Annotated in this window: 12 protein-coding genes and 1 rRNA gene; 5 read left to right on the forward strand and 8 right to left on the reverse strand. The window is 39.9% G+C overall.

Going from position 1 to position 14,682, the window contains the following annotated elements:
* Window positions 1–79 (forward strand): 5S ribosomal RNA (gene rrf / locus QRD02_RS14475); the annotation flags it as partial.
* Between the two features lie 321 nt (window positions 80–400).
* On the opposite strand, the gene QRD02_RS03325 is transcribed toward rrf, so the two are convergent.
* Window positions 401–988, reverse strand: coding sequence for a ZIP family metal transporter (locus QRD02_RS03325; RefSeq protein WP_353959564.1), 588 nt, complete (start codon window positions 986–988; stop codon window positions 401–403).
* Window positions 989–1,068: 80 nt separating this feature from the next.
* Window positions 1,069–1,800 carry a class I SAM-dependent methyltransferase gene (locus tag QRD02_RS03330; protein WP_290253495.1) on the reverse strand — a complete coding sequence of 244 codons (732 nt, stop codon included), beginning with the start codon at window positions 1,798–1,800 and terminating at the stop codon, window positions 1,069–1,071.
* A gap of 58 nt (window positions 1,801–1,858) precedes the next feature.
* On the opposite strand from QRD02_RS03330, the gene QRD02_RS03335 reads away from it, so the two are divergent.
* Entirely contained in the window at window positions 1,859–3,016 is a 1,158-nt protein-coding gene (locus QRD02_RS03335) for a THUMP domain-containing class I SAM-dependent RNA methyltransferase (RefSeq protein ID WP_290253496.1), read from the forward strand.
* Between the two features lie 70 nt (window positions 3,017–3,086).
* Here QRD02_RS03335 and QRD02_RS03340 read toward each other — a convergent pair whose 3' ends face one another.
* Genes QRD02_RS03340 through rlmD form a run of 3 tightly spaced genes read right to left on the reverse strand, consistent with a single transcriptional unit; the run spans window position 3,087 to window position 5,702 of the window.
* Window positions 3,087–3,824, reverse strand: coding sequence for a DUF6048 family protein (locus tag QRD02_RS03340; RefSeq protein WP_290253497.1), 738 nt, complete (start codon window positions 3,822–3,824; stop codon window positions 3,087–3,089).
* Window positions 3,787–4,284 carry a DUF6452 family protein gene (locus QRD02_RS03345; RefSeq protein ID WP_290253498.1) on the reverse strand — a complete coding sequence of 166 codons (498 nt, stop codon included), beginning with the start codon at window positions 4,282–4,284 and terminating at the stop codon, window positions 3,787–3,789. The genes QRD02_RS03340 and QRD02_RS03345 overlap by 38 nt, the downstream gene beginning before the upstream one ends.
* Before the next feature lie 8 nt (window positions 4,285–4,292).
* A complete protein-coding gene (gene rlmD, locus QRD02_RS03350; RefSeq protein WP_290253499.1) occupies window positions 4,293–5,702 on the reverse strand; it encodes a 23S rRNA (uracil(1939)-C(5))-methyltransferase RlmD in 1,410 nt (469 codons plus the stop codon).
* Between the two features lie 150 nt (window positions 5,703–5,852).
* On the opposite strand from rlmD, the gene rocD reads away from it, so the two are divergent.
* Window positions 5,853–7,094 carry an ornithine--oxo-acid transaminase gene (rocD, locus tag QRD02_RS03355; RefSeq protein WP_290253500.1) on the forward strand — a complete coding sequence of 414 codons (1,242 nt, stop codon included), beginning with the start codon at window positions 5,853–5,855 and terminating at the stop codon, window positions 7,092–7,094.
* A gap of 93 nt (window positions 7,095–7,187) precedes the next feature.
* On the opposite strand, the gene QRD02_RS03360 is transcribed toward rocD, so the two are convergent.
* Entirely contained in the window at window positions 7,188–9,116 is a 1,929-nt protein-coding gene (locus tag QRD02_RS03360) for a DUF8693 domain-containing protein (RefSeq protein ID WP_290253501.1), read from the reverse strand.
* Window positions 9,117–9,310: 194 nt separating this feature from the next.
* Here QRD02_RS03360 and QRD02_RS03365 point away from each other — a divergent pair, with 194 nt between their 5' ends.
* Window positions 9,311–9,856, forward strand: coding sequence for a Smr/MutS family protein (locus QRD02_RS03365; RefSeq protein WP_290253502.1), 546 nt, complete (start codon window positions 9,311–9,313; stop codon window positions 9,854–9,856).
* A 30-nt stretch (window positions 9,857–9,886) separates the two neighbouring features.
* Here QRD02_RS03365 and QRD02_RS03370 read toward each other — a convergent pair whose 3' ends face one another.
* The gene (locus tag QRD02_RS03370) at window positions 9,887–10,774 is read right to left on the reverse strand and encodes a hypothetical protein (protein ID WP_290253503.1); all 888 of its coding nucleotides are present in this window, start codon (window positions 10,772–10,774) and stop codon (window positions 9,887–9,889) included.
* A gap of 241 nt (window positions 10,775–11,015) precedes the next feature.
* Between QRD02_RS03370 and QRD02_RS03375 the strand changes: the two genes are divergently transcribed.
* Window positions 11,016–12,179 (forward strand): cysteine desulfurase family protein, encoded by a 1,164-nt coding sequence (locus QRD02_RS03375; protein ID WP_290253504.1) that lies wholly within the window; start codon window positions 11,016–11,018, stop codon window positions 12,177–12,179.
* Between the two features lie 37 nt (window positions 12,180–12,216).
* On the opposite strand, the gene QRD02_RS03380 is transcribed toward QRD02_RS03375, so the two are convergent.
* A complete protein-coding gene (locus QRD02_RS03380; RefSeq protein WP_290253505.1) occupies window positions 12,217–14,676 on the reverse strand; it encodes a TonB-dependent receptor in 2,460 nt (819 codons plus the stop codon).
* Window positions 14,677–14,682 lie beyond the last annotated feature (6 nt).

A 14,682-nucleotide genomic window follows, 5' to 3' on the forward strand; every position in this document is an offset into this window, starting at 1 on the left:
TTACCATTCCGAACAGAGAAGTTAAGCCCGTTTGCGCCGATGGTACTGCACCTCGTGGGAGAGTAGGTCGCCGCCTTCCTTTAAGAGCCCCTCACTTTTTGTGAGGGGCTTTTTTTTTGTATTTACTATAAGGTTAATAGTTCCACAATGTGGACGGTGATGACGGTGATAAAGGATGTTCAATCTTTTTGAGGGTTGAAGACCGTACATGTCACTTTTTGATACAGTCCATCCTTTATAGTATCTTAACTTTTGTTTAAGGGTCTTCATTTATAAACCAGATAAGAAAATCTGTCCACGTCCTACTATAAAAATATCCTCCATTTATTTTATGAAAAAATTTTAACTATGTAATATCAAAGTATAATTCTTCAGAAGAATTTTAAAAAATTTGAGGTTTTTATAAAAAATAAGCAACAACAATCCCAATAATAACTGCACTCATTTTGGATAAATGAAATTTGTGATTCTTGGAACTCTCGAAGAGAATTGTAGTGGAAACATGCAGAAAAATACCAATGACTACTGCCTCAATCTGTGTTTCGTAGTGATGGATCATTTCATAATTATTGGAAATAAAATTACCAATAGGCGTCATTAAGGCAAAAAAGAAAAGAAAGGTTAGCGTGATGGAGCGTTTGTAACCAGCATTTATAAAAAAGAATGACAGTATGATTGCCACCGGAATTTTATGGATAATAATCCCAACCAGTAAATTATTTTCTTCGGAAATGGGAAAACCTTCCATAAATGCGTGAATACAAAGACTTATAAACAAGAGCCACGGAAAACTTTTTGTTTCAGAATGAAGATGGACGTGTCCATGTTCCGCGCCTTTTGAGAAAAACTCGAGAAATATCTGAAGCAAAATTCCTAACATTATAAAAACCCCTATGGATTTTGACGGGGTTTCAAATACTTCTGGCAACAATTCAAAAACCGTTATAGACAATAGAAATGCGCCGCTGAAAGCTAAAAAAACTTCCATGTTTTTCAATTCCCTTTTCCTTAAAAAAAGTGCCACGATGTAGCCAATTGCCACGGACAAAAAAAGCAATAAGTAATTCATCAATTAAATATAAGAATTAATCGTTCTGAAGTGTTTTTATCAAAATTGTTGAGATGATAATCGCCAAAAACATTTTTTAAATCCACATTTGCTTCCGCAAAATATCTTTGAAAATCTTCCAAGGTGAGTGCCATTACACGCTCCACGAAATGATATTCTTTTCCTTCGTCCTCAAAATTGATATTCTTTATTATATAACCGTCTTCCACATATTTCTCAATGTGAAAAACGATATCACCAATTTTCTTTTTCTCCTTCGGCACCAGATTTTTTATGGCAAATTCAACATTTAAAAAATCAATTACGGCTGAACCGTTGGGTTTTAGTTCCGCTTTTACTGATTTAATGGTTCGTAAATTATCTTCTTCTTTTTCGAAATAACCGAAACTTGTAAAAAGGTTGAAAACGGCATCAAATTTCTTGGGATAGGGCAGGCACATATCGTGCACTTCAAAATGAAGCCGCGGTTTTTCGTATTGTTTGGCGAACGCAATGCTTTCTTCCGAAAGATCCACCCCCGTAACATCGAATCCTTGTTTGTATAGATATTTGGCGTGACGGCCTTTTCCGCAGGCGAGATCTAAAATAGAATCATTTTTTTCGAGCTTTAAAAAATTGGTGAGCGCGTTCATAAACAATGCCGCTTCCCGATGGTTTCTGTCTTTATACAGAATATGATAGTAAGGGGTATTGAACCACGAGGCGTACCAATTGGTTTTATCTTTTTGCATAGTTATCGTTTCGCCCTGCTAAAATACTGTATTTTTGCAGGAAATCTGTTTAAAAGCTATGACAAACAATTTTAAAATGGTGGCGAAAACGCTCTTTGGTCTGGAGGAACTTCTGGCTCAGGAACTTCGTCATTTGGGCGCTTCATCCATTGAAATTGGTACGCGCAACGTGTCCTTTGAAGGCGATACCGGCTTTATGTACAAGGCCAATCTTTGTTGCCGTACCGCAATTAAAATACTAAAACCCATTACTGCATTCAATATTTTTACGGAAGAAGATCTCTATAAAAAAATATATGAAATGCCGTGGGAAAAATATATGGACGTAAAGGGCACATTGGCCGTAAACGCCACGGTTTTTTCTGATGTTTTTACACATTCACAATATATTGCCCTTAAAACGAAAGATGCCATTGTGGACCGTTTTCGCGACAGGGAAGGGGAGCGGCCTGATGTTGATTTGGACCACCCAACGCTGCGCATCAATGTTCATATTGACCGAAATATTTGTACAGTTTCTTTAGACAGTTCTGGGGAATCGTTGCATAAGCGGGGATATAAAGTGGAAAGCACTTTGGCTCCTATAAATGAAGTACTCGCCGCGGGAATTATTATGCTTTCTGGCTTCCAAGGGCAGTGCAATTTTTTGGACCCTATGTGTGGGGGAGGAACTATTTTAACCGAAGCGGCCATGATTGCCTGTAATATTCCGCCAAATTTGAATAGGGATGAGTTTGGTTTTGAAACCTGGCCAGATTTTGACGTTGATTTATATGAAAAAATAGAAGAAGCCGCCCTTAAAAAAGTTCGTGATTTCCCCTATAAAATTTATGGTTTTGATACAGATCCGGTGGCAATTAAAAAAGCAAAGGAGAACATAAAAAGTGCAAACCTGCAAGATTTTATTGAAGTGAAACAGCAAGATTTTTTCGAAAGTCAAAAAGAAAATGACAAGCCACTTTATATGGTTTTCAATCCGCCGTATGATGAGCGAATTTCAGTAAAGGATATTGAGGAATTTTACAGTTCCATTGGCAACACCTTAAAACGTAATTATCCCGGCACACAGGCGTGGATGATAACTTCAAATATGGAAGCCTTGAAATTCGTCGGGCTTCGTCCTTCAAAAAAGATAAAACTATTCAACGGAAAACTGGAAGCAAAATTGGTGCGTTATGAGATGTATGAGGGAAGTAAAAAGGCAAGCAAACAGTAATCAGTAATTATGTAACAGTGCAAAAAGAATAATTATTTAGGGGATGGGTTAGATGCTATTCCCTTCTTTTTTATTCCGAAGCTTGGTTTTTTGCGCCCTCTGTTTTTTTAAATAATGGAATTAAGTACGAAACAGTATAGCCGTAACCAACCCCAAAATCACCGTAATCATACGTTCTATTAAACCCGGGAATATATAGATTGGCAAAATTTTCAGGTTCCTTTTCAGCAAATTTATGCTTTAGTTGAACATTCAATGACAGGTAAAGATTATTGATTACTTCAGTTTTAATTCCTAAAATAAACTCTGCCCATTGTGCATTCAACCCACTAAATTCTTGAGCGTCGTAAATGGTTTGCGTGGGAAATGCGGGATTGTCGGTATAGATTCGATAGCTTAAGAGTTCCTGATTAAAGGTTGAAAATCCATAGCGCAAACCTAAAGTTATTGCATTCTCCATTCCCAACCAATTTTCATAGGCGTTGTAGTCAAAACCTATTTTTGCGTAGCCTCCACTTGTTTGGGATGACACATAAGGCTCAACCCAATCTTTCTTTTCAGTACCGAATTCCACTGCGGCATAAAATCTTTTTGTTACCCTAAAATCGCCCATTATCTCGAATCCCGAATAGCCTTCTTCAATCAATGTGCGGATAGGCTTGGCTAAATCAACCCCAACGCGCAGTCCGAATTTTTCAACCTTGGGCACTGTATCATTGGATATTTCATTTTTTCCTTGGGCCACCGTTGCCTGTGTGCCGCAAAAAAGGCTAATGCAGCATAGTAACGTGCGGGCTATTTTCATCATTTACAGTGTCTCTTATTACGGTAATTTGTTTTATCCAATTTTCGTTTCCTTCCTCGGCTAAATCCTGATCCAAATTAAAATATTCAGTCTTAAATCCGCAGGCACGGTTTACATAATCATTTACCCTTTCGTAAAGGAACGTAACTCTATCAATGTTCTTTAAAGTATCATTGGTTCTAAACGTGGTTCTTATAAATCTATATTTCGTTGTGTCCGAAGTAGTGCTTAACGGCAGGGCGATTTCCTTTATATTTTCCAGCGAAATAACCGTTACTGAATTTTCATAATCTGTCTCTACGGTCAGTACGTTTACATTTTTTGAATTCGCCGGGTTTGCGAAATCATTAAAGGAAATCACCATTTTTGCTGTGGTCGCGGTATCCGGCGGACATATATCGTCCTTTGTGCAACCCTTAAAAGCGAAGGGTATTAATAGAATACAGAAAATTCTTTTAATCATATTTTTGATTAGCGTTTCTCCAAAAGTACAACATTTTCTACGTGATGTGTTTGCGGAAACATATCTACCGGCTGCACTTTTATTACTTTATATTTTGAATCCAAGATTGCCAAATCCCTAGCTTGGGTGGCGCTGTTGCAACTTACATACACAATTTTTTCGGCGCTCAAATTCAACAGTTGTGCCACAACATCGGCATGCATGCCATCTCGCGGCGGATCGGTAATAACAATATCCGGTTTTCCGTGAGTCGTTATAAATTCATCATTAAAAACCTTTTTCATATCGCCCACATAGAATTCAACGTTTTCAATATTGTTTAATTGCGCGTTTTGTTTTGCGGCTTCAATAGCATCGGGCACTGCTTCAACGCCGATAACCTTTTTGGCTTTTTTTGCAACAAACTGCGCAATGGTACCAGTTCCGGTATATAAATCAAAAACCAATTCATCTCCATTCATTCCAGCAAAATCCCGAGTAATTTTGTACAGCTCATAAGCTTGTTCACTGTTGGTTTGGTAAAAGGATTTGGCATTTATTTTAAACTTTAAACCTTCCATTTCCTCAAAAATATGGTCTCGGCCATAAAAAACATTTATTTCCTGATCATACAGTGTATCATTTCCTTTGGAATTAATGACATACAATAATGAAGTAATTTGCGGAAATTCCTTGGCGACCGCTTCCAATAGCAATTTTCTATTTTCCTCGTCTTCGTGGAAAAACTGGAGCAGCACCATTATTTCACCGGTGGAGGAAGTCCGAATCATCAAAGTGCGAAGAAAGCCTTCCTGATGTCGGGTGTTGAAAAAGGAAAGGTTCAATTCTTCAGCCTTTGCTTTTACAAAATCGCGAATCGCATTGCTTGGGTCGGCCTGTAGGTAACAAATATCCAAATCCAAAATCTTGTCCCACATTCCGGGAATATGAAAGCCCAATGCATTTCGATTTTCTATTATTTCGTTGCTTCTTATTTGGTCCAACGTTAGCCACTTGTTGTCGCTAAATGAAAATTCCATTTTGTTACGATAAAAGTATTGTTTTTCGGAACCTAAGATGGGTATAATTTCGGGTAATTCTATTTTGCCGATGCGTTTCAGGTTTTGTTCAACTTCCTTTTGTTTAAAAAAAAGTTGATGTTCGTAACCCATATTTTGCCATTTACAGCCGCCGCAAACTCCAAAGTGTGGGCAAACAGGCTCAACGCGTCTCTCGGAATATTTTGAGGTGGAAAGCACGGAGGCTTCATAAAAAGCCTTTTTCTTTTTGAAGGTTTGCACGGTCACTATATCGCCGGGCACAGCATTGTCGATAAATACCACCCGTCCGTCTTCAGCTTTGGCAACTGCCTTTCCTTTTGCGCCCGCATCCACCACTTCCAGATTTTCCAAAATCTGTCTGTTATTTTTTCTCGCCATAGGCGCAAAAATAGCATAATTGTTAGGTTTAAATCCCGATAAGGCTTCAAAAAATGTGGGATATATTTAGTAATTTGCACCCCCTTGGAGGATTCCGCTCCATAAATCAGGAATCATTTTTTTTACATTACTTCAAATTAGTACAATTTTATGTCAGTTTTAGAGAAAACGGCTTCACAGCAAGCCATCGATTTGGAAAACAAATACGGAGCCCATAATTATCACCCGTTACCTGTAGTTTTGGAGCGGGGAGAGGGCGTTTACGTTTGGGATGTGGAAGGCAAGAAATACTACGATTTTCTTTCGGCATATTCTGCGGTAAACCAAGGCCATTGCCATCCGAAAATAGTTGGCGCAATGACCGAACAGGCTCAAAGGTTAACCTTGACCTCGCGAGCTTTTTATAATGATATGTTGGGGAAATATGAGAAATTTGCCTGCGAATTTTTCAATTTTGATAAGTTGTTACCAATGAACACTGGGGCAGAGGCAGTGGAAACCGCTCTTAAAATTTGCCGTAAGTGGGCTTACGAAAAAAAGGGCATTGATGAAAATGAGGCCGAAATAGTGGTTTGTGAAAATAATTTCCACGGAAGAACCACGACAATCATTTCATTCAGTAATGATCCGGTGGCGCGTAAGAATTTTGGGCCATACACAAAAGGATTCATTAAAATTGAATATGATAATATTGGGGAGCTTGAAAAGCATTTAGAAAGCAACAAGAATATTGCTGGCTTTTTGGTGGAACCAATTCAAGGTGAGGCGGGCGTTTATGTTCCGTCCGAAGGGTATTTGAGCAAAGCCAAGGCGCTGTGCGAAAAACACAACGTTCTTTTTATTGCCGATGAAGTTCAAACAGGAATTGCCCGTACCGGAAAATTACTTGCGGTTGATCACGAAAATGTGAAACCCGATCTTTTGATTTTGGGAAAAGCCTTAAGTGGTGGCGCGTATCCAGTTTCAGCGGTGCTCGCTAATGACTCGGTAATGGGCGTTATAAAACCCGGAAACCACGGCTCTACTTTTGGCGGCAATCCCGTTGCGGCAGCAGTCGCTATTGCGGCGCTAAGTGTAGTTCGTAATGAAAAACTTGCTGAAAATGCAGAAAAACTAGGAAAACTTTTCCGAAGTGAATTGGACAAGTATATTCAAAAAAGTAAGATTGCAAGCCTTGTGCGCGGAAAAGGATTATTGAACGCTATATTAATAAATGATAGCGAAGACAGCGATACCGCTTGGAATATTTGCTTAAAGCTTCGTGACAATGGCCTTTTGGCAAAACCTACGCACGGCAACATTATTCGCTTTGCGCCACCATTGGTTATGAATGAGGAACAATTAATGGATTGTGTTTCTATAATCATTGATACTTTAAAGGAATTTGAATAAACGTATTCAAAATATATAGAAATCAAAACGGCCCCGAAATTTCGAGGCCGTTTTTTAATTATGGGAAATCTAAATCCAGATGGGGATTTATTCTTATTTATTATGGACGATAACTTTATAGTCCAGAATCATATCTTCTGAAGTGGTAAGCTTCACAACATAAACCCCATCACTTAGGTTTCCGGTGTAAAAGCTATATCTGTTCTTGCTGCCCAAATCCTTCTCTTGTATCACCAATTTTCCGTTCATATCATATACCATTGCGGTTTTGATGGTATAACCTTCGGGATTGCTCACTTCCAATTTTTGAATTGGATTGTTTTGGAAAAGGTTTACGTTCGCCTTTACAACTTCCATCTGGTCCAATTCAGCTTCTGGCCTTAAGTTTGGCTTACGGAAAACAATAAAGAATCTATTATCGTACGTACCTGCAGGTAAATTTAAAACAACGCCGGAAGCAGTGGAATTGCTCAATTCCTGAATAGTATTTTCCTGATTGTCGAAAAGATATACGTGCTGGTAAGGCTTTTTAACTTCCTCTGCTACCACCAAACGAACTTGGGTTGCGTTCTTAATTTTGAAGGCTATTGGAATTTGTTTGTTCTCATCATATTTTACACCGTTAATGGCAAAAGGACGACGGGCGTTATCCGGGCCAATTGGAAAATATGCATCGGTTTGTAAGTCTTGCGCACTCAAGCCATCCAATCCACGATCATACCCATCGGTGGCTTGGTCATAAAAAGCAAGTACCAAATCACGGGTTACGGCTTCATCAAAAACGGACCACAATCTTAAAATAGGTGTACGATAGTCCACCGGAATGGCACCGGTTGATGTTGACAAGGTTGGGCCTCCGCCTGAATTTGTTTCATTTGCGGTTTCATCGGCTCCGGGACGTTGGAAGACTGAACCTAGTACTCCTTCTTTAAAAAATACTCTATGGGAGTTTTTGATGGTCACAGTCCCATAAACGTCGCCTACAAACATAATACCTTGACCAATGGGAGCGAAGCGTTTATTATCATCACTATTTAAACTAGTGCCAGCACCACCTCCTTGATTACCAGAAGAGTTGTAGAAAAAAAATGGAGCAGCAGCGTACGTACCTAAATTGTTTCCATTATAAGGATCATTATCTGAATCCACAGGACCGATTGTAAATATTCCATAACCATAAGGTTTGTTTGAATAATAATGGGTTGGTACTGTTCTATCCTCATCGTAATACCAAAATGTGCCTAAATCCACATTCGTTGGATCATGAAAAAGTTTGTTCAAGTCCAATGCTGAAGGATATGGATTACCGCTCAAAGTCATTTTATTGGCATCTACGGGAATTATTGCATCGCCATTATTGGGCCTGCCGCGAAATTCGTAAAGCTGGTCGTGGTTTGATAGATTTCCGCCATTGTTTATTGTTCCTGCATGCACACCTTTCATTGTAAATCCAAAACCTGTGGGTGCCGCATTGCCGGTATTCATTCGTTGGTAGTCACCTTCAGCTTCAGTACCAGGTTCTTTGTGGGTGTATAACCATCGGCTGGAAATTGTTAATCGCGGATTATTAAATCCATCCCTTGTCGGTACGGTCGCAACTTGTTGTGCAGCGGTTATACCACTCGTGGGCAATGCTTCATATAAATGACTTACGCCAAACCAGCGGTTCCCTGGCGCTACGGGACTACCCACGGGACCGGTATTCCCAATAGGGGAACACCAATAGTAATATGCCCATGGATTGGTAACGGGGGTATTTTGTTGTACTGAAAGTTGGCCATCACCACCATTTCCCAAATTGGGCTCACCCTGAATCAATTGCCCATTCTCACGCAAATAGATACTAGCTTCGGTATTTGTGTTGTTTGTGTTTCGTGATAAATTGACATCACTTTCTACGTAGAGAACTTGGTCCTTCACATAAATATAGGAATCTGCAGTGCCGTTTGGCTTCACGCTCAACTGCGCAAAAATGCTTGTAGATGTTAAAAGTAAAGTTGAAAAGAGTAGTAGGTTTTTCATATTTTTACGGTTTTTAGAAGCCTTCGTATTGGGGAAAACCAGCCTCTATTTTCACGGAATAAATTTAAAAATAAAAATCAATATATACGGCAGTTCACTGCAAATTACATAAAAATTTCGTTAACAGGCAATTAACAAGGTTATAAGGCTGCGAAAGTGGCCGTTTTAAATGAAAAAACTTCAATAGATTTTATATGAAAAAAGGCGACAAGGTTTCGGTTTTGGATGATGCCATTTCGGGCGTGGTCACTGCCATAAGCGGCAACGAGGTAACAATTATTACCACCGATGGCTTTGAGCTGGGGTTTGCTCGGAATGAACTTATTGTTATTGACGGCTCCATTTCAAAACGAGATTTGGCGCAAATGGATGTTTCCACAATTATTTCAGAAAAACAAAACAAAAAGCCCGGCAAAACACAACGAGTAAAACCAAAGGAACGAAGCCTCCCGCCAATGGAAGTGGATTTGCACATAAATCAATTGGTGCCGAAGACTGGAGGATTGGACAATTTTGAAATTCTCACCATTCAATTGGACACTGCAAAACGGCAACTGGATTTTGCAATTTCAAAACGGATCCAAAAGGTTGTATTTATTCACGGGGTTGGGGAAGGAGTGTTGCGGAGTGAACTGGAATATCTTTTTAACCGATACGATAATCTAAAATTTTATGACGCCGACTACCAAAAATATGGACGTGGCGCCACGGAAGTTTATATATTCCAGAATGTAAAATAGAGCTTTTCCCACTGCGGATTTTAGCTAAAATTAAAATTCGGGCGTGGTTGTTTTTGGGATACTTTCCACATTATTTAAGGTTCCCATATTTAGGGTTTCCTGCGTAATCTCTTCCTCGCCATTTTCCAGAACGATATTTTTTAGGACAATCTTTACGCTTTTATTTATCTTATAAGTGTGTTGCCTGTATTGATTAATGTTATAGTCCACAGAAACATTGGGGTTTAAATAGTCCGCACCAACGCTGGAGTCGGTCACGTCATTTCTTGGGTCGAGGTTGCCATCCTTATCTTCGTTTCGGGTAAGCACTCCATCGTTATCATCATCTGGGTCGAGATAATCCGGTATTCCATCCAGGTCGGTGTCCAACGGATTCGTGAAAGGATCATTATCGCCATCGGTATTTTGGATGTCCAGTTCTAGCGCCGTGGGCACATTGTCTCCATCATCATCCACATCAAATAAATTCGGAAGGCCATCCCCATCACTATCGCCATTAAGTTCTTTATCTGCCGGAACGCCGTCATTATCGTCATAACTATAAATAGTTGTGAGTTCCGCAATTCCCGAAGAAGCTAAATAATCTACGGTAACTCTGGGGGAAGTGGGAGGTATGCTGCTGCAAAAATAATCTGTTCCCAAATCGCCATCATAGGTGCGATAGTTAACAAAATTGGAAGTACCGTTTAACACATATTCCTTTGCCCCCTCCACTTTATATAGGCTATCAGTTACCGCTAATTTTAACGAAAGGCTTTCGCGTGCGGCGGGATTCAATTTATAAAAAACATAATTGCCCGCAACGCCACAGGTTTTTAATTCTGCATCGTCAAAATTGAAAGTGGTCACAATAATATCGCCGTCATCACAACTTTGAAGAAAAATAGCTGTCACCAAAAGGAAAAAAATCTTTTTCATTTAGAGTATATGTTTAAAAAATAGAAAAAGGAACTGCATATATAATTACAAATTGATTGTATTAAAGTTCGATAGATGAAATTATGTGCAGAATTCATCAACAGTCACAAAGTAACGCATTTCTTTTTAACTGAAACGCGGGCAAAACTCATTTAATATGTATTTTTGCAAACCGAAATTATCGTAAGGATTGACCGTAAATGCACCGGCACGATCCGAATTTTACAAATTTATTCGCTCCATGAAAAAAGTTTATTTTGACAGTGCGGCTACCACCAAGCCCCGAGAAGAAGTTATCAATTGCATCACCGAGGTTTTAAGAACTGAATACGGAAATCCTTCATCCACACACTCTTACGGAAGGTCTTCAAAATCATTACTTGAAAATGCAAGAAAAAATATTGCAAAGCTTTTTAATGTATCTGCAAGTGAAATTATTTTCACTTCCGGCGGCACGGAGGCGGATAATTTAATTCTCATTAGCGCTGTTCGCGATCTGGGTGTAAAACGTATTATTTCGAGCAAAATAGAACACCATGCCGTTCTTCACACCTTGGAATGGCTTGAAAATGAATATAATGTTACTCTTGAATTCGTTAATTTGGGCGATTGCGGACATATAGATTATGAACATTTGGAAAAACTTCTTTCAGCTACTTCGGGAAAAACATTGGTAAGTTTGATGCATATTAACAATGAAGTAGGAAATATGTTGGATTTGAAAAAAGTGGCGCTGCTTTGCAAAGAGAATGATGCACTTTTCCATAGCGATACCGTACAATCCATTGGGCATTTTGAGCTTGATTTTAAGGAAATCCCGATCGATTTTGCCACAGCGGCGGCGCATAAATTTCATGGGCCCAAAGGAGCGGGTTTCGCTTTTATTCGAAAAAATTCCGGTCTTCGCAGCTCCATTCACGGAGGCGCACAAGAACGTGGAATGCGCGCCGGTACGGAAGCCGTTTATGCCATAGCCGGAATGGCGGAAGCCTTGCGTCTTTCCTATCAAAACCTAGATGATGAGCGCGCATACATTACCGAACTAAAGCAATATTTTAAGGAGCAAATTTCGCAAAACATTCCGGGCGTAAAATTTAATGGTGGCTGCGATGATAATACCAAAAGTACGTACACACTGTTAAATGTGTGTTTGCCAATTTCCCCAGAAAAAGCGATGCTGCTTTTATTTCAGTTGGATTTAAAAGGTATAGCCTGTTCCAAAGGGAGCGCCTGCCAAAGCGGAAGCGAGGGCGGATCGCACGTTTTGAGGCAAATTCTTTCCGAGGAAGATTTGGGCAAACCATCCATCCGATTTTCCTTTTCCAGTTTCAATAAAAAAGAAGAGGTGGATTATGTGGTAGAGGTCCTTAAGGAATTTATAGATGAAGGAATAATGACGCCATAAGATGCATCTTCTTCCAAAAGACTAATTGATTAAATTATTAAAATCTTGCCGTAAGCCGCACGTTGAACACGCGAGGAGTGAGATAGTTTGGAATTGCATATTGCACTTTGGTATAAACATCTCTTACGAAAGTATTGGTGATTGAGTTTTGAACATCAAAAATATTGAAAATCTCCGCGCCAATGGAAAGTTCCTTAAACGGTTTTAACCACCCACTATTTCGCAATTTCGTATCGTCCACAATCACATAACTCACCCCAAGATCGGCGCGTTTGTAATCTGGCAATCGGGTTTGATAATCATAAGGATCCGCGTAACTCGGGGAACCTCCCGGAAGGCCAGTATTGTAGGTAAGGTTTAAATACATTTTAAGCGAAGGAATTACCTTCACGTAATCCTGAAACAACATTCCAAATTTTAATCGTTGGTCCGTTGGGCGAAAAATGTAGCCACGGTCATTTATATTTTCTTCCGTTTTCATATAGCCGAAGCTCAGCCAGCTTTCTGTACCGGGAACAAATTCGCCGGCCAAACGCAAATCGAGACCGTAAGCGTAAGCAACAGCATCATTATTGGCTTGATAGCGGATGCGAACATTGTCCAGAGTATACGGATTTACATTGGTTAAATGTTTGTAATAAAGTTCAGAATTTAAACGAAACTGACGTTCCCACATTAGAAAACTATAATCATTTCCAAAAACAATATGGATGGATTTTTGCGCTTCTACGGTTGGGATAACCTCGCCGGAGGAATCGCGCAATTCGCGGTAAAAAGGTGGTTGCTGATAAACCCCACCCGACAGTCGGAACAGCATATCCATTTCCCAATCAGGTTTCAATGCAACCTGTGCCCGCGGACTGAAAACAGTTTGGGTGGTATTGGCAATATTCATGCCGCTCACGGTCCAATTATGCGCGCGCACGCCAGCATTCAACCAAAGTTCATTTGACCCAAGGTTTGTTTTTCGGCTCCATTGGGCATAACCCGAAAAACGGTTAATCTGTACGTCATTATACGCCCGAACATTGGTATAGGGCTCAATGGGGGAAGTATTGGGATTATAAGGCTGATCATTGGGAGGAAATATTGGGGGGCGGATGGAAAAACCCGCGGAGTCGATAATTTCATATTCCTGAACCCTGTCGCGAATATCCTCTCGAGTGTATTTTAATCCGTACTCAATCTTGTTTTCCTCAATGGATATGTTTCCTTTATGCTCTATATTTAAAATTAGTGCATCCAAATCATTTCGGGCGTGCGTCAATTGACTGCCGATACCACGGGTGAATTCAACGGTTCCTAAGTCTTGGCTTCCTATTTCAGTATTTACTTCGCCTAGGCGATACTCCGCTAAAATATCATAATATTCCTGTTCCGTTGTTTGGTAGAGAGAACCGATAAATTTTGCGGTATAATTTTCCGAAACCACCCAAGTGGATTTTAAGGCGCCGAAATAGGTGTTGTACCGGTCTTCCTCACGACCTTCATAAAAAACAAGCAATGCTATCGGGTCCGTAATGGTGCCGAAATTTGTTTGTCGAGTTAAAGGTCTATAGTTATAGTCGTTTATTGATATATTTCCTAAAAAGCTAAGTTCAAAATTATTAGAAAATTTGTAGGTTAAATAAGTTTGCGCATCGGCAAATCGGGGTTCATAATTTGTTTCAGTTTCTTTGGCATCTACCAAAAGGCTATTGTCGCGGTAACGAATGCCTAATATTCCGGAAAGGCGTCCATTTTTCGAGATACCTTCCACGGAGCCGCTAGCGCCTAAAAGACTTGCATCAATGGTTGCGCCAAAATCAACCGGTCGCCGATAGGTTATATCCAAAACCGACGAAAGTTTATCGCCATATTTGGCCTGAAACCCGCCTGCAGAAAATTCTACATTGCTTGTGAGGTCGCTGTTCACAAAACTTAAACCCTCCTGTTGGCCACTACGGATGAGGAAGGGCCGGTACACTTCAATTTCATTTACGTACACAAGGTTTTCATCATAATTGCCGCCTCGCACTGCGTATTGTGTGCTCAATTCATCGTTACCATTTACACCGGGAAGGGATTTCAAAAGGTTCTCAACCCCCGGATTTGCACCCACCATTTTGCGAACCACTTCGGGCGAAATGGTTGTAACCCCCTCTACACGCTTATTTTCACGACCGGAAATAATCACTTCGCTAATTTGCTCGATACTGGTGTTCATTACCGGATTCAACTCATAATCTTCATTGGGAGAAAGATTAACGGTTACTTGTATCTTCTTATGGCTAAGGTGGGAAAAGGTAATGGTCACCTCAACATTTGCAGGAATTTCAAGCAAATAGAATCCGTTGAAATCTGAAATGGTGCCGGCGTCGCCGTGGGTTACATTTGCGCCGTAAACAGGAATGTTATTTTCGTCGAGAATAATTCCTTTAATAACGGCCTTTTGAGCAAACACCACGGATGCGAAGAAAAAGAAAAGGAATGTAAGCGGGAGTTTTATTGTTTTCAAAAGCAA

The organism is Aequorivita aurantiaca, from assembly GCF_030410135.1.
Lineage (GTDB): Bacteria > Bacteroidota > Bacteroidia > Flavobacteriales > Flavobacteriaceae > Aequorivita > Aequorivita aurantiaca.